At 46.7% G+C, this 15,398-nt stretch carries 22 protein-coding genes; 15 read left to right on the top strand and 7 right to left on the bottom strand.

The features are described from left to right. Together PX636_RS18880 and PX636_RS18875 are read right to left on the bottom strand one after the other, a co-directional pair. The coding region (locus tag PX636_RS18880; RefSeq protein WP_288118286.1) for a glutamate--tRNA ligase family protein at positions 1-302 on the bottom strand (302 nt) is incomplete at its 3' end. 202 nt (positions 303-504) lie between these two features. Continuing rightward, the gene (locus PX636_RS18875; RefSeq protein ID WP_002735370.1) at positions 505-981 is read right to left on the bottom strand and encodes an NAD(P)H-quinone oxidoreductase subunit N; all 477 of its coding nucleotides are present in this window, start codon (positions 979-981) and stop codon (positions 505-507) included. Positions 982-1,295: 314 nt separating this feature from the next. Here PX636_RS18875 and PX636_RS18870 point away from each other — a divergent pair, with 314 nt between their 5' ends. Continuing rightward, positions 1,296-2,165 carry an ABC transporter permease gene (locus tag PX636_RS18870; RefSeq protein ID WP_002796028.1) on the top strand — a complete coding sequence of 290 codons (870 nt, stop codon included), beginning with the start codon at positions 1,296-1,298 and terminating at the stop codon, positions 2,163-2,165. 48 nt (positions 2,166-2,213) lie between these two features. Here the strand turns inward: PX636_RS18870 and phoU are convergent, their stop codons facing one another. The 3 genes from phoU to PX636_RS18855 all read right to left on the bottom strand — a co-directional run bounded on the left by phoU (position 2,214) and on the right by PX636_RS18855 (position 5,103). After that, positions 2,214-2,882, bottom strand: coding sequence for a phosphate signaling complex protein PhoU (phoU, locus tag PX636_RS18865; RefSeq protein WP_012267636.1), 669 nt, complete (start codon positions 2,880-2,882; stop codon positions 2,214-2,216). A gap of 119 nt (positions 2,883-3,001) precedes the next feature. Next, positions 3,002-4,303 carry a sensor histidine kinase gene (locus tag PX636_RS18860; RefSeq protein WP_125730928.1) on the bottom strand — a complete coding sequence of 434 codons (1,302 nt, stop codon included), beginning with the start codon at positions 4,301-4,303 and terminating at the stop codon, positions 3,002-3,004. A 47-nt stretch (positions 4,304-4,350) separates the two neighbouring features. Then, the gene (locus tag PX636_RS18855) at positions 4,351-5,103 is read right to left on the bottom strand and encodes a response regulator transcription factor (protein WP_002796025.1); all 753 of its coding nucleotides are present in this window, start codon (positions 5,101-5,103) and stop codon (positions 4,351-4,353) included. Between the two features lie 69 nt (positions 5,104-5,172). Between PX636_RS18855 and PX636_RS18850 the strand changes: the two genes are divergently transcribed. Both PX636_RS18850 and PX636_RS18845 read left to right on the top strand, forming a co-directional pair. Next, complete coding sequence (locus tag PX636_RS18850) at positions 5,173-5,940, top strand: creatininase family protein (protein WP_288118283.1); 768 nt, start codon at positions 5,173-5,175, stop codon at positions 5,938-5,940. Between the two features lie 201 nt (positions 5,941-6,141). Then, on the top strand, positions 6,142-6,906 hold the full coding sequence (locus tag PX636_RS18845) for a hypothetical protein (RefSeq protein ID WP_012267633.1): 765 nt from the start codon (positions 6,142-6,144) through the stop codon (positions 6,904-6,906). Positions 6,907-6,935: 29 nt separating this feature from the next. On the opposite strand, the gene glcD is transcribed toward PX636_RS18845, so the two are convergent. Both glcD and PX636_RS18835 read right to left on the bottom strand, forming a co-directional pair. Continuing rightward, on the bottom strand, positions 6,936-8,402 hold the full coding sequence (glcD, locus tag PX636_RS18840) for a glycolate oxidase subunit GlcD (RefSeq protein WP_288118281.1): 1,467 nt from the start codon (positions 8,400-8,402) through the stop codon (positions 6,936-6,938). A 146-nt stretch (positions 8,403-8,548) separates the two neighbouring features. Continuing rightward, a complete protein-coding gene (locus PX636_RS18835) occupies positions 8,549-9,100 on the bottom strand; it encodes a 2'-5' RNA ligase family protein (RefSeq protein ID WP_288118280.1) in 552 nt (183 codons plus the stop codon). A 159-nt stretch (positions 9,101-9,259) separates the two neighbouring features. On the opposite strand from PX636_RS18835, the gene PX636_RS18830 reads away from it, so the two are divergent. From PX636_RS18830 to PX636_RS18775, 12 genes are all read left to right on the top strand, one after another. Further along, complete coding sequence (locus tag PX636_RS18830; protein ID WP_002796020.1) at positions 9,260-9,526, top strand: YciI family protein; 267 nt, start codon at positions 9,260-9,262, stop codon at positions 9,524-9,526. 346 nt (positions 9,527-9,872) lie between these two features. Beyond that, a complete protein-coding gene (gene infA / locus PX636_RS18825; protein WP_002737109.1) occupies positions 9,873-10,103 on the top strand; it encodes a translation initiation factor IF-1 in 231 nt (76 codons plus the stop codon). A gap of 127 nt (positions 10,104-10,230) precedes the next feature. After that, on the top strand, positions 10,231-10,344 hold the full coding sequence (gene rpmJ / locus PX636_RS18820) for a 50S ribosomal protein L36 (protein ID WP_012593611.1): 114 nt from the start codon (positions 10,231-10,233) through the stop codon (positions 10,342-10,344). Between the two features lie 93 nt (positions 10,345-10,437). Further along, complete coding sequence (gene rpsM, locus PX636_RS18815; RefSeq protein WP_002735415.1) at positions 10,438-10,821, top strand: 30S ribosomal protein S13; 384 nt, start codon at positions 10,438-10,440, stop codon at positions 10,819-10,821. A 39-nt stretch (positions 10,822-10,860) separates the two neighbouring features. Next, the gene (gene rpsK / locus PX636_RS18810) at positions 10,861-11,253 is read left to right on the top strand and encodes a 30S ribosomal protein S11 (protein ID WP_002735413.1); all 393 of its coding nucleotides are present in this window, start codon (positions 10,861-10,863) and stop codon (positions 11,251-11,253) included. Between the two features lie 193 nt (positions 11,254-11,446). After that, positions 11,447-12,388, top strand: coding sequence for a DNA-directed RNA polymerase subunit alpha (locus PX636_RS18805; RefSeq protein ID WP_002796019.1), 942 nt, complete (start codon positions 11,447-11,449; stop codon positions 12,386-12,388). 21 nt (positions 12,389-12,409) lie between these two features. Continuing rightward, complete coding sequence (gene rplQ / locus PX636_RS18800; RefSeq protein ID WP_002760055.1) at positions 12,410-12,760, top strand: 50S ribosomal protein L17; 351 nt, start codon at positions 12,410-12,412, stop codon at positions 12,758-12,760. Positions 12,761-12,762: 2 nt separating this feature from the next. Next, complete coding sequence (gene truA, locus PX636_RS18795) at positions 12,763-13,593, top strand: tRNA pseudouridine(38-40) synthase TruA (RefSeq protein ID WP_288118278.1); 831 nt, start codon at positions 12,763-12,765, stop codon at positions 13,591-13,593. Between the two features lie 123 nt (positions 13,594-13,716). Further along, entirely contained in the window at positions 13,717-14,172 is a 456-nt protein-coding gene (rplM, locus tag PX636_RS18790; RefSeq protein WP_002780818.1) for a 50S ribosomal protein L13, read from the top strand. Positions 14,173-14,176: 4 nt separating this feature from the next. Then, on the top strand, positions 14,177-14,590 hold the full coding sequence (gene rpsI / locus PX636_RS18785) for a 30S ribosomal protein S9 (protein WP_002760057.1): 414 nt from the start codon (positions 14,177-14,179) through the stop codon (positions 14,588-14,590). Between the two features lie 19 nt (positions 14,591-14,609). Next, the gene (rpmE, locus tag PX636_RS18780) at positions 14,610-14,843 is read left to right on the top strand and encodes a 50S ribosomal protein L31 (RefSeq protein WP_002760058.1); all 234 of its coding nucleotides are present in this window, start codon (positions 14,610-14,612) and stop codon (positions 14,841-14,843) included. 175 nt (positions 14,844-15,018) lie between these two features. After that, the gene (locus tag PX636_RS18775) at positions 15,019-15,216 is read left to right on the top strand and encodes a hypothetical protein (protein ID WP_079209353.1); all 198 of its coding nucleotides are present in this window, start codon (positions 15,019-15,021) and stop codon (positions 15,214-15,216) included. The last annotated feature ends 182 nt before the right edge of the window (positions 15,217-15,398 follow it).

Below are 15,398 nucleotides of genomic sequence, written 5' to 3'. Positions count from 1 at the left end.
GTACAATAACAACGATAGGCTAAACCTCGATCGAGCAGGGTTTGAATAGCCTGACGATAATAATTAAGGCGTTGAGTTTGAAAAAAAGGACCTTCATCCCAATTCAGTCCTAACCATTGTAGGCCCGCTTGAATATTTTCCGTATATTCTGGTCGAGAACGTTCTAAATCTGTATCTTCCACGCGCAAGATAAATTTCCCTCGGTGATGATGGGCAAAAAGCCAGTTAAACACGGCTGTGCGCGCTGTTCCAATGTGTAAATTTCCCGTGGGACTGGGGGCAATACGAACTCTCACTGTCACGATTTAACTCCTAGGTTTTTTGCGGCAACGATATCCCATATTATGGCAAATTCACCTAGGCCAACTCGCGAAATTAAGAAAATTAAATGAATAGCTACCAAAGGGTGAGGGAGGAACAACAAACTCTCAAGAATTGAAGTCTCCCTCTCCGGGGAGAGGGGTTGAGGGGGAGATATTTCAATAACCGTGTTATTTCGGTAATTTAGGCAGCGACTAAAGATTTGCTCAAAGGTTGCCAACGGAAATATCTTTCCCCACCCAATTCGAGGACAAATTTTAACCGGGGTTCCTGTTGACTAAGATTAATTAAGTATTGTTTTTCTTCCGAGGACAAAACAAAACTTTCAATAATCCAAATCACTAAACCTTTAGATTTGGGGGGTAAATTTTCCAATTGATAGGTAGCAATGGGAGGAATAAAATAAACCGGTCCGACGGCTGCTTCCCGACCAATATTTTTTTTACCTAAATGGGGGGGACGGACTCCATGAATGCCGGTAAGATAGGCACTTAAATCCCCTAGACCTCTAGCGGTGATATGCAGGACATTGTAACCGGTGGCCCGTAAACGTCTTTGATAGCGTCCCTCGTAACCCCCTTCTAAGGGTGCGTAAACCCCTAAAGCACCGTATTGTTCCAGATCGCGAATAAATGGTTTTCCCGTGGTCAGTAGTGCCATAGCTAGTGAAAAAATCTTTTTCCCTATAATCGCACGTTTTGTTAAGTTGTGCGTCACCTGAACAAAGAAAGACTTAAGATCAAAGATAGAGAGGGACAATCGCTACTCTCTCCCGAGGAGGTAATATGTTTCACGATCTCCTTTATCCCAACGGACTGCTTTATATCCTGATTAAACTAACTGTTTTAGCTTTAGCAGTCTTGCTCTGGTTTATGGTCGTTTCGGCCCCAGCTGTCTGAAAAAAACACTGCTCTTGTCTCAGGTTGGCCTTGTCTTCTACAATTAGCGTTCTATGCAATGGCTAAATTTTGTCGATGACTCCTGTTAAATTGCCGATCGATCCTTTTCTGAAACCCAACCTAACCACTAAACTCCTAGGGGTTGGGTTGGTATTGACAATTATTTTTATCCTGATTGCCCTGTTTTCGCCCCTTCTGCAAGCGATCAGCCTGATTCAGGATCCAACCGACATTTTAAGCAATTATCCCCTACAAGCCCCCAGTTCTGCCCATTGGTTCGGGACGAATGTGCGCGGTTATGATGTCTTTTCCCGCACCCTATTCGGGGCCCGGGCGGCCTTGTCCGTGGTATTTTTGGCCACAGGATTATCTTTAGTCATCGGGGTTCCTTTAGGGTTAATTAGCGGTTATTTGGGGGGTAAGATCGATCGCGTTCTCCTCTTTCTCATGGATACCCTCTACACCTTGCCGGGGTTATTATTATCGGTGGCTCTCGCCTTCGTCTTGGGTCGTGGTATCGTCAATGTAGCGATCGCTGTTAGCATTGCCTATATTCCCCAATATTTTCGCGTGGTCAGAAATCAAACCGCCAGCGTTAAAAATGAGTTATTTATCGAAGCGGCACGAGCGATCGGTGCCAGTCCTAGCCGGATACTATCAAAATATCTTTTCTTTAATGTCGTCCAGAGTGTCCCGGTTCTTTTTACCCTCAACGCGGCGGATGCGATCCTTGTTTTAGGCGGTTTAGGCTTTTTAGGCTTAGGATTACCAGAAGAAGTGCCGGAATGGGGTCATGATCTCAAGGAAGCTTTGGCGGATTTATCTACAGGTATCTGGTGGACTACTTTATTTCCCGGATTAGCGATGACCACGATGGTGGTGGGTTTATCTCTCTTGGGAGAGGGGTTAAGTGAAATTTTTAACCCCCTGAGTCGTAAACGCTAAAAGCGCGGGCCAGAGTTCCAGAGAAATCAACTCAGGACACCCGCACCCTCAGCCTCTCTGTCCAGTAACGATGTAGGATACCCTTTGGGCGATATTGGTGGCGTGATCGGCCATACGTTCCAGATGACGGATTAGTAAAGCCATCAGCAGGATTGGTTCCACCACACCCTTAATATCTCTTTGATGGGCGAGAGTGTGATAAAGATAGTCATAGGCTTGATCGACCGTATTATCTAGTTCTTTGACCTTTGGACCGGCTTCCTGATCGAGGTCAGCCAGAGCAACCAGACTCGTGGCTAACATATACTGAGCATGGTGGGACATGGCCTCGATCTCACTCATACAATCATGAGGAGTATAGGCGAATAACTTGAGCGCTATTTCGGCTAAATCCTTGGCATAATCGCCGATACGCTCCAAATCGCGCACTAATTGCATAAAAGCACTTAAAAGCCGCAAATCTTGGGCTACGGGAGCCTGTAGAGTCATGAGAGTGGCACAATCTAACTCGATTTGACGGTAGTAGCGATCGATTTCCTTGTCAAGGGGGGCGATTTTTTTCGCCATTTCCAAATCCCTAGCAAAAAGGGATTGATGGCTAAGACGAAAGGATTCTTCGACCAAGGTTCCCATTCTCAGCACATCCTGTTCCAATCGCTGGAGAGAACGAGCGAAATAGGTGCGATCGGGATGATTGGTTTCTTTGGATAGGCTCACGGTCGGATTCGCTTAACATAAAACTACTCTTTCTCTACAGTGATAACAAGAAAATTTTCGATTTTGTACAGTTGTCCAGAGAACTTGACAGATTTTTTTCTCCCCACACCCCACACCCATCACCTCATCTCCTTTTTTTGACGGGGGAGAGTGACTTGTAGGCGAGCGCCGCCGGTGTTAGGATCATTTTGAGCGACGATCGAACCGCCATGGGCTTGAATAATCTCTTTGGCAATCGATAAACCTAAACCGGTACTATAATCCTTTGTGCCTTGTTTTTGACGGGTGCGGGAAGGATCACCGCGAAAGAGGCGATCAAAAACGTAGGGTAGATCCGCTTCGTTAAATCCCTTCCCGTTGTCGATAACGTCAATTTTTAGCCATTTTTCCCCGATAGTATCGGATATTTCTCGAATTTCTAGGCGAATTTTCCCTCGATCGGGACTATACTTGATGGCATTATCAAAGAGATTCAGGAAAACTTGCAGCAGACGAGAATGATCCACTTCCAGCGTCCAATCCACCGGAGAGGAATAATCTAAGCTAATCTGTTTTTGGGCGGCTATTGGGGTGACAGTCTGCCAAGCGGCGCGGATTAGATCCTGTAGATTAATCATCTGGTATTGTAAAGATCGCCCCGCATCCGCTTGTAATTCACTGATTTCTAGCCAATCGCAGACTAATTGACTCAAACGCTCCACTTCTTTCCCCATTTGTTCTAACCAGCGTCTTTCGGGAGCTTGGAGGCGTTTTTGTAAAGCTTCGGTAAGGAGAGAAATGGAGGTTAAGGGAGTGCGTAACTCGTGAGTTAAGTCAGAGAAAGCTCGCTCGCGATTTTGCGATAATTCCACTAAAGGCTGTCTATTTTCGATAAATACAGCGATTTGACCTTCTGGCAAGGGATAACCGTAACCTTTCAAGGCAATCGATTTAGGAGCAATCACTTGGCGATCGCTAATGGGGGTGACAGGATAATTAGTCGGGTAAAAAGTCCAAGTTTGCACCTGTGGACTCTGTTTTTGACGAGTTTCTTGAATTAATTGATCTAATTCGTAGGAGCGCACTAATTCCAGCAGCAGACGTACCTGATCTGGCTGCCAGCGATCGAGTTTTAAGAGGGTAATTGCCTGTTGATTACACCAGAGCAGTTGATTATCGGCATCTATATGAAGATAGGCGATCGGCGCTCGTTCTAGCAAGGATTTCTGAATTTCTAAGCTCTTTTCTCGCTCTTGCAGACTTTGGGAGAGAAACTGTAATTCTCGACGCACTAGGGAGGTAACGGGAAAAGAAGCCGACAAATCCGCCGAATCCGAGAGAGCGCTCAGGGTTCGCTTTAACTCTCTATTTAAGCGTGAGACTTGCCAGTAACAAATACTCAAACCTAAAACTACTCCCAAAATAAAAGCGAAAATAGTCATTGTCTGCGCGAGCGGCGATCGCTAAACTTGAAAATATAATCGCTCACCTAGCCAAAACGATAACCGAAACCGCGTACAGTAATCAGGTATTCTGGTTGACTGGGATCGATTTCTAGTTTTTCCCGTAACCAGCGAATGTGAACATCGACGGTTTTGGTGTCTCCTAAAAAATCTGGCCCCCAAATTTGTTCAATTAATTGCTCTCTTGACCAAACTCGGCGCGGATAACTCATAAATAGGTCTAGGAGACGGAATTCTTTAGGAGAAAGGTTAATTTCTTCATCTCGCACCGTCACCCGACATTCCTGGGGATAGAGAAGAACATCGCGGAATTTTCGCACGGGAGCGGCAGCTAGGGAAGTAAATCCTTGACGACGAATGAGAGCGCGACAACGAGCGACTAATTCGCGCATACTAAAGGGTTTAGTCAGATAATCATCGGCACCTACTTCTAAACCCAAAACTCGATCGGTTTCGCTGGCCTTAGCACTTAAAATTAAAATCGGGATAATATTGCCGTGATAGCGCAACAGACGACAGATATCAAGACCGTTGATTTGGGGTAACATTAAATCCAAAACGACCAAATCAAAACGAGACTCACCGTGATTAGATTCTTGACTTTGCAGTAATTCTAGGGCAACGCGACCATCACTAACACCGAGAGCCTCGTAACCTTCTTCTTCCAAAGCCAAAATAATCATATCCCGAATCACTTCTTCATCTTCAACGATTAAAATCCGATGATTGGGAACGAAATCCGCACTCGCCGACAAGGGGGGGTTGTCAAGGGTTAACATAAAAATACTTGATTATTCGTCCTAATTTTATCTCAATTGGTCAACCTGCACTCGGGAGGGTAGAGCCGAATGTTATTACAGTTATCCACCTGGTTAGAGGTGGAATCCTATCTAGAACAATCTCAGGGAATTATTATTCCCATTGGTTCCACGGAACAACACGGGCCGACGGGACTGATTGGTACAGATGCTCTATGTGCGGAGGCGATCGCTAAAGGAGTGGGGAAACAGGTACGAGCAATGGTAGCACCCACCTTAAATGTCGGTATGGCCCTACATCACACGGCTTTTCCAGGTACAATTAGTCTTCGTCCTAGCACTTTGATTCAAGTCATCCTCGACTATGTGACTTGTTTAGCTAGAGCCGGTTTTCGTCAATTTTTCTTTATCAATGGTCACGGGGGCAATATTGCCACCCTAAAAGCCGCTTTTGCGGAAACCTATTATCATTTGGATGCCCTCAATTTACCTAACACAAACGAGGTTAAATGTCAAGTGGCCAATTGGTTTATGGTGCGAGAAGTTTATCTTTTAGCCAAAGAATTGTATGGATATCAGGAGGGTTCCCACGCTACACCGAGCGAAGTGGCGTTAACTCAGTATCTTTACCCTGAGAGCCTTAAAAATGCCTTTTTATCGGAAAAAGTGGCTTCTGGTCATGGTATTTACGGTGCGGCTAATTTTCGCCAAAACTACCCCGATGGTCGTATGGGTTCCAATCCTGCTTTAGCCACTCCCGAACACGGTCAGAGGTTCTATGAATTAGCCGTGAAAGAATTGAGTAATAATTATTTAGAATGGCTCTCTTGTCCTGTGTCTGAGTTGATTAGTGACTAGGCCACCGAGACCCAGAATAATTTAACTGTAACCCTAAGTTAGTGGTTTCAATTAAATTGAAGATAGATTTTGTCTTTGATCCCCCCTTAATCCCCCCTTAATAAGGGGGGTGCCGCTCCCGGCTTAATAAGGGGCGGATCTGAACAATTTTTAACCCCCACCCACTTAGAAAGAAAACATAAATATCCACGGAGAAAATTGATGATTACCACCACTGACAATAACTCCAATCAACCTCTGGCTAGTTTGGGGGAAATACAAGAACTTTCCATCGCAATTACAGCCAAAAGCCTCAATCCCGCCATGCTAACGGTTGATTTCCTCAAATATTCGGGAATAGTTCCCCCCGACTGGGAATTAAATGGCCAGCCGGTACTCAATCCTAATTACGCTCAAGTTAATTTTCAAAATGGTATCAGCATCGTCGCCCAACCCCGGACAATTACCTTTGTGGAGATAATTAACTCTCCCGATAGCCTGAAACTGAAACTGCCAGAAATTGTTGGTTTATATCTAGATAAACTCCCTTTAGCCGAATATCAAGCCCTGAGTATCGCCCCGAAAAGCATTGTTCCTCTCCCTAGTAGCCCCGATGCCGCTAAAAAATATATCACCGAAACTCTTCTGGCCCCCGGTCCCTGGCTCAATTTCGGTACAGCCCCCCTACAAGCCGGCATCAATCTACTTTATCAGTTAGAAACCTCTCAGTTATCTGTGGGGATTAACGAGGTAAAATTGCAATTACCCGATGGCAAAACCCTAGCGGCGCTATTATTTGCCGGCAACTTTAACTATAATCTGGCCGAGGGTAGCGATCGATTAAATCTGCTCAAACAATATCTGGGACAATGGCAAAAAGACCTAGAGATTTTCCGAGAATTAGTCACTCAACGCTTTCTAGAAAGACAAGTCCCAGTTTTCCCCTCTAATATCAATCTGCCCCTAGGACCCCAAGGTGGACTGTAATCAGTAATCAGTCAATACTTGCCGATAACCTAAAACACATCCACCCCCGCAAACCCTTGTATTTTGGCATTAGCGGCTTCCCCACAGCTGCGCGGGGTGGGGAATAATTTCCCCGGGTTAGCTAAACCTTTGGGATTAAAACAGTCCCGCACATAGCCCATAGTTTCTAAGTCAATCTCGTTGAACATGGCGGGCATATAACAATTTTTATCGATGCCGATACCGTGTTCGCCCGATAAACTGCCGCCAACCCGCACACAAAGTTTGAGAATTTCACCGCCTAACTCTTCCACTTCTTCCCAGGCCCCCTCTACCTTGTTATTGTAGAGAATCAACGGGTGTAAATTGCCATCCCCGGCGTGGAAAACATTGGCGATTTTATAACCGTATTTTTCACTTAAAGCCTTAATTTCCTGAAGAACATAGACCAATTGAGTGCGGGGAATCACCCCATCTTGCACAAAGTAATTAGGGCTAATTTTCCCCGCCGCCGCAAAAGCCGCTTTTCTGCCCTTCCAGAGTTTCAAGCGGGTTTCCGCATCATTAGCCGTAGTGATATTTCTCGCCCCATTTTGACGGCAAATCTCGGCAACCCGATGCTTATTCCTGGTTACTTCTACCCCTAAACCATCCAATTCCACTAATAAAACTGACTCGGCATCCCGGGGATAACAGCCGGTAGCCACCACATCTTCCACGGCGTTGATACTGAGATTATCCATAATCTCCATCCCCGCCGGAATCATTCCCGATTTAATAATATCCGCCACCGCTTGGCCCGCCGCCTCGATACTGGTAAAATCGGCCAGTAAAACACAGATAGATTCCGGAGTTTTCAGGATTCTTAGGGTGATTTCCGTGGCGATGCCTAAAGTTCCCTCGGAACCCACAAATAAACCGGTTAAATCGTAGCCCGGTTGTTCCGGTACCGCACCCCCCACATCGATAATTGAACCATCGGGAAGGACGATTTTTAAGCCCATAACGTGATTGGTAGTGACACCGTATTTTAAACAGTGAACCCCGCCGGAATTTTCCGCCACATTACCGCCGATCGAGCAGATAATTTGACTAGAGGGATCTGGTGCGTAATAAAATCCCGCCCCGCTTACCGCTTGTGTCACCCAATTATTAATCACCCCGGGCTGCACCACCACCCTTTGATTATCTAAATCAACCCTGAGAATCTGATTCATCCGCACCGTGACGATGAGAATCCCCTCTTCTAAGGGTAACGCCCCTCCCGATAAGCCCGTTCCTGCACCCCTCGCTACCCAGGCAATCTCGTTATCGTGACAGAGTTTCACCACCGCCGCAATTTCTGCGGTGCTGCGAGGCAGTACCACAAGAGCGGGTCTTTGTCTGTATCCTGTGATACCATCGCACTCGTAGGTTAATAATTCATCTTTGCGACGGATGACTCCATCTTTGCCAAGGATCGCTTCTAACTGTTTGATCAGATTGGGGGAGATTTTCGGGGGATTTTTGAGTAACATAGGTTTCAGGGCGGCGGAGTCGCAGTAAAATGGCTCTCTGGGTTAAAATATCGGAAAAAAGCCAGAAATGAAGCTTTAAAAGCTGCTCTCTCCTATTTTAGCACTATAACCCCTTCCTCTGTAGATAGAAACCCCAAGGGTCCAGATTATAGAGAAAATTGCCGATAAATTTCCCAGTGCTTACCGTTATGGATTAGGAGGGTAATTTGATCGATCATCACCTCAAAAAATAGCTCTTGATTAGCATATTTTGACCAAGCTTTCCAGAAATTATCTTTAGTTAAATCTCGGAAGCCAACGGTTAAATGGGGCGCAAAAGCTCGGCTTTTTGAGGCATTATCAATGATATTCAAGGAAGATTCTAGCTGCTGTAAAAGCCGTTTTTGCAGGGTTAATAATTCTGGGGTTTTCTGGACATTAATATAAATGACTCGCGGTTTAAAGGCGGCAAAATTCTGGAGAATTAGGGGAATAGGAGCGTGCCAGCGGGCAAATTCCTCTAAACATCTTTCTAAATCGGGTAATTGTTCTAAATTCCACCGGAAAGGGGGTTGGAGAGTGACGTGGGGAGGCGATTTCAGGGCGGCACGACTATTGTAAATTTCTGCAAACTCTACCTTGATTTTTGTGGCAATTTCCTGTACTTCTGTCGGCGGCAAAAGCGCAATAAAAAATAGAGATCCCTGGGGTTGATTCATGGAGACAAGCAAGGTAGAGAAATGAAGATATTATCTCGATTCTAGCAATCTTCAACAACTCTAGCCAATTGTATAGCTCTGTTACATTGCACCATTGACGGCCAAGATTAATCGGTATAATTATAGGGTTGTTAATCAGTCCTAGCCTACTGAGAATTTATGCCCTGGTTTGTCAAGATAGAAAAAGGCATTGTTGATAAAACTACCTTTGATCGCTATGTCAGCGCCCATAAGGACTATGTGCGTGATTTAATTAGCCAAGGACGAGCAGCAAAAACCGGTTATTGGGCAGAAAGGGGCGGCGGAATGTTATTATTTCAGGCCGATTCTCTTGAGGAAGCTCAAGCAATTATAGTTCGCGATCCTTTAATCGAGAATGGTTGTGTGGAGTACGAACTCCATGAATGGCGAATTGTCGCCGAGTAATCTAGCTTTTCAGGGAACAGTGAACAGTCATCAGTCATCAGTAATCAGTCATCAGTAATCAGTGAAAACACAGCAATGTTAAGCTGTTGATTATCTAAATATTACTCGTTAATACTGCCTGGTAGTGGGGAGATGGGGGTGGGGAGTCGGGAGTCGGGAGACCACTTCGTGCGCGTTGCGGGGGGAGTGGGGAGATGGGGAGCTTTTTGGCTGTGGACTGAAAACTCACATCTGATTACTGATCACTGATAACTGATAAGCTATACTGGGGGAATTGTGCTAAAAGCACGGTTGATGCTGCCGATCATTAAATTAAATTGTCTCTAGTGAAATTGAGGAATTAACTTTGTCTAAACAAGATCTCATCGAAATGGAAGGAACCGTCACCGAATCCTTGCCCAACGCCATGTTTAGGGTGGATTTAGATAACGGTTTCAACGTCTTGGCCCATATATCTGGCAAAATCCGCCGTAATTATATCAAAATCCTCCCCGGCGATCGAGTCAAAGTGGAACTGACCCCCTACGACCTAACCAAAGGCAGAATTACCTATCGCCTGAAAAATCAAAAAAAATAGCGATAAATAGGGGCAGAGAAGCCAAAAAGCCTAATAAGCGGCCAAATTTATTTTAAAAAAATAGGTGACACGAGTAAAAGAAATCTGATATAATAATAAGCTTGCAGTGTTGCCAGAATAGTTAGGCATGAAAGTTAGAGCGTCTGTCAAAAAAATGTGCGAAAAGTGCCGCGTCATCCGTCGGCGCGGTCGAGTCATGGTAATTTGTTCTAACCCCAAACACAAGCAGAGACAAGGTTAACCCACCAAAGTCACTGTCTTGGGGCAGAGAATCGTTACCGTTAATTGTAGTCGTTTTTGGAAAAAAAATCGTTCATAGGGAGAAAGAAAAAGCGTGGCAAGGATAGCTGGTGTAGACCTACCTCGCGATAAGCGTGTGGAAATCGCCCTGACCTACCTCTACGGAGTGGGTCTATCGCGTTCCCAAGAAGTCTTATCTGCGACGGGTGTTAACCCTGACACTCGGGTCAAGGATCTCAGCGATGAAGACGTGGCGGCGCTACGGACTTATATCGAAACAAATTATCAAATCGAGGGGGATTTGAGACGCTGGGAGGCGATGAACATCAAACGCCTCGCCGATATCGGCACCTATCGAGGTCGTCGGCATCGGCTAGGATTACCCGTGCGCGGGCAACGGACGCGAACCAATGCGCGGACCCGTCGCGGTCGTCGGGTGACAGTGGCAGGGAAGAAAAAAGCCCCCTCCAAGAAATAATTTTTTATTCATTGCGATATCCCCCAATCAAGAAAAACTATGGCGCGACCAACCAAAAAAACCGGACCCAAAAAACAGAAGAAAAATATTCCTACCGGAGTCGCTCACATTCAATCGACCTTCAACAATACCATTGTCACGATCGCCGATACCAAAGGCGATGTGATCTCTTGGGCATCGGCGGGATCGAGTGGTTTTAAAGGAGCCAAAAAAGGAACCCCCTTCGCCGCCCAAACCGCCGCCGATAACGCCGCCCGCCGAGCGATCGAACAGGGAATGCGTCAACTAGAGGTGATGGTTAGCGGCCCTGGGGCAGGACGGGAAACCGCAATCCGGGCCCTGCAAGGAGCAGGATTAGAAATCACCCTGATCCGGGACGTGACCCCCATCCCCCACAATGGCTGTCGTCCTCCCAAACGCCGGAGAGTGTAAACAGTGAACAGCTTTTTCAGGTGACAGGGATCTTGAGGCCGGCAGCCGTTAGCTTTTCGCACATCAGCAGGAGAATCGGGTCGTCAAAGACCATCTGATCAAAAAACTGAACGCTGAACGTTAAATGCTGAACGCTAGAGAAAACTGATAACTGATAACTGATAACTGATAACTGAACAAGGGAGGTCAATCGGTGGCGCAATTTCAAATCGAGTGTGTAGAAGCAAAAACTTACAAGAATCAGAGTCAGTACAGTAAATTTGTACTAGAGCCTCTGGAAAGAGGCCAGGGTACGACCGTAGGTAATGCCCTGAGACGGATTCTCATTTCCAATCTGGAAGGGGCGGCCGTGACGGCCCTGCGGATCGCGGGAGTCAATCACGAATTTGCCACCGTCCAGGGAGTACGCGAGGACGTGATGGAACTCATGCTCAACATGAAAGAAATCATCCTGAAAAGCTACACCAATCAAACCCAGATCGGGCGTTTAGTGGCAACTGGACCGGCGACGGTAGTGGCGGCACAATTCGATTTACCCTCAGAAGTCGAGATAGTCGATCGCAATCAGTACGTCGCTACCCTAGCCGAAGGGGCCAAGCTAGAGATGGAATTTCGCGTGGAAAAAGGCAAAGGCTATCGGGCGATCGATCGCAGTAAAGACGAAGCCACTTCGCTAGACTTTCTGCAAATCGACTCGATTTTTATGCCCGTAACCAAAGTCAACTACAGCGTCGAAGATATCCGTTCCGAAAGCGGTCAAGCTAGAGATCGTCTGCTCTTAGAAATTTGGACAAACGGGAGCATTAACCCCAAAGAAGCCCTTTCCCAAGCGGCCGATATGCTAGTTAATCTCTTTAACCCGCTCAAGGATCTCAACGCCCTCGAATCCTCCAGTAACTTTGACGACCAAGAGATCAACCAAGAAAACCAAATTCCGATCGAGGAACTACAATTATCCGTGCGCGCCTACAATTGCCTGAAGCGAGCGCAGATCAACACCGTAGCCGACCTCCTCGATTACAGCCAAGAAGATCTCTTAGAAATCAAAAACTTTGGGCAGAAATCGGCGGAAGAAGTCATTGAAGCCCTACAAAAACGGTTAGGCATCACCCTACCCCAAGAAAAAAGCAAGTAAACCCAATTCCAGGAAAATACCATGAGACATCGATGTAAAGTGCCTCAATTGGGTCTGCCGGCTGACCAAAGAAAGGCACTGCTGCGCAGCTTGGCCACCCAGCTAATTCTACATGGTCAGATCACCACCACCCTAGCGAAAGCGAAAGCGGTGCGAGCAGAGGTAGACCACATTATCACCCTAGCTAAAGACGGTTCCCTGAGCGCCCGTCGCCAAGCTATGGGCTACATCTACGACAAACAACTGGTTCACGCCCTCTTTGAAGGCGCCCAGGCCCGTTATGGCAACCGTAACGGCGGTTATACCAGGGTAGTGCGTACCCTGCGCCGTCGCGGGGATAATGCCCCCATGGCGATTATCGAACTGATGTAACGATGACAGCTTGCCACCAGTCGCGGATCGCCCTAGTTATCCAGTATGTGGGAACTAATTTCCACGGCTGGCAACGGCAACCCCATCACAGGAGCGTGCAGGAAGAAATCGAGAAGGCTCTGGCCGATATTCTCGGTCATGACGTCACTCTGCACGGGGCCGGACGTACCGATAGCGGTGTTCACGCCGCCGCCCAAGTTGCCCATTTCGAGCAGCAGAGTCCGATCCCACCTTCCCATTGGGCTAAGGTTCTTAATGCTCGGCTAGATGACGATATCGTCATCCGGGCCTCGGCCCGGGTTCCCGATCGCTGGCACGCCCGTTTCTCGGCCCTCTGGCGACGTTATCGTTACACCCTCTATACCGACCCCATCCCCAATCTCTTTGTTAGCCCCTTTAGTTGGCACTACTACCATCGTCCCCTCGATGCCGATTTGATGGCCAGGGCCTTAAAGCCTCTATTGGGTAAGCACCATCTGGCCGCCTTTCACCGTGCTAACTCTAGTCGTGACCATTCCTGGGTAGAAGTACAAGGGGTGGAATGCTACCGTCAAGGGCCATTTGTACAGATGGAAATTCAAGCCAATGGCTTTTTGTACGGGATGGTGCGCCTATTGGTGGGAATGTTGGTGGAGGTGGGAACTGGTGAGCGATCGCTAGAAAACTTTACCGACATCTGGGTCAATCAGCGCCGAGAATTGGTCAAATACGCCGCACCAGCTAAAGGACTATGTTTACTGCGGGTGGGTTACGCCGATTTTCCCTTTGCCGATAGCGTCTGGTTCGAGACTCAGCCTCTTTATTATTTCCGAGCAGAGGGGATAGGGGAATAGGGTAATGGGGGAATAGGGGAATTTCAACTAAAACCCAACACCCCAACACCCTAACACCCCAACACCCCAACACCCAGGTCGGCAATAAAAAAAATTATTTTTGTAAACCAAGGCAAACTCACCATGAACAAAACACCTCTACCAAATTTAGAGACTCTAGAGCAGAAATGGTACGTCATTGATGCGGCCGATCAGCGTCTAGGTCGTCTGGCCACCGAAATCGCAATGATTCTACGGGGCAAAAATAAAGCCACCTTCACCCCCCATCTGGATACGGGGGATTTTGTCATTGTTATTAACGCCGAAAAAGTGACGGTGACGGGCAAAAAACGTCAACAGAAAGTTTATCGCCGCGACTCCGGCAGACCGGGTGGTATGAAGGTAGAAACCTTCGATAAACTGCAAAAACGCATTCCCGAACGGATTATCGAACACGCTGTTAAGGGAATGCTCCCGAAAAATAGCTTAGGTCGGAAATTGTTCACGAAACTGAAAGTTTATGCCGGTGCGGAACATCCCCATCAGGCACAACAACCGGAAGTTTTAGCGATTAATACGATTCCCGCAGGAGGAAATTAAGTCAATGCAAGCCACGGACAGTAAAAATAAGGTAGTTTATTGGGGAACGGGACGACGCAAATCGGCGGTCGCTGCCGTGCGTCTCGTGCCGGGGACGGGGGCAATTACCGTTAACGGTCGCGATGGAGAAACCCATTTTAACCGCATTCCCACCTATATCCAGACGATCAAGGCTCCTCTGGAGACTTTGGGACTGGAAAACGAGTATGATATCATCGTTAAGGCCGAGGGCGGTGGTTTGACCGGCCAAGCGGACGCGGTGAAATTGGGTGTCGCTAGAGCTTTATGTCAATTAGCGCCGGAAAATCGTCCTCCCCTCAAGAGTGAAGGTTATCTGACTCGGGATCCCCGGGCGAAGGAACGGAAAAAATACGGTCTTCACAAAGCGCGCAAAGCGCCTCAATACTCGAAACGTTAGGTTAATAGAGAGGTTTATTATGCCGAAAAAAATTCATCCTACTTGGTATCCGGAAGCTAAGGTGATCTGTAATGGTGAACTGGTGATGACGGTGGGTTCGACAAAACCAGAAATTCATGTGGAGGTTTGGTCGGGTAATCATCCTTTTTATACGGGAACCCAGAAGATGATCGATACGGAGGGCCGGGTCGATCGCTTCTTGCGTAAGTACAAAATGGGCGATAAGTCAAGCAAAAAGGCCGATCAGAAATAATTCTTTACTTTTGCCTTTTTGACCCGGTGGGGAGATTTTCCCACCGGGTTTTTTGCTATTTTTAGGCTGGTAGGGTCATTATTTCTGCACTGATACTAAATCTGGTTATTAAAAACTGATTATTTATTCCCCCTTTTGCATCAGTGCCTGTCTTCATACTGCTTTTCTCATAAAGATGAAGTATAATCTGATGCGGTATTGGCGATCGCATACTGTTGCCTACACCCTATTTTTAGACTCGCTCCCAGATTTACTAGCACAAGTTGCTCAAAAAGTCAAGCAAATAAAAGATACAGAGCAAAGACAAAATTTTGCCAGTTGTACGGGACTTTTTTGCGCGTATTTAAAGGAAGGCAGCAGCTTTATTCGATAGAATCATAAAATTTTGCCTTACTTTTTGGGTATGGGGATGATTTTCTCCTAATCTTTCTTGATAAATAAGTACCTAAGCAAAATTAATTACACATTTCGATCAAGCTTTTGCCTTTTGCCTCTTGCCTTTTGCCTATCCTAACCAAGAAATTAATTTTGCACGACTACTTAGCAATAGCTCTC

The organism is Microcystis sp. M53598_WE2 (genome assembly GCF_030067735.1).
Taxonomy (GTDB): Bacteria; Cyanobacteriota; Cyanobacteriia; order Cyanobacteriales; family Microcystaceae; genus Microcystis; species Microcystis aeruginosa.
The sequence above is the reverse complement of the archived record's forward strand: the minus strand, read 5'-3'. Positions and strand labels throughout refer to the sequence as shown.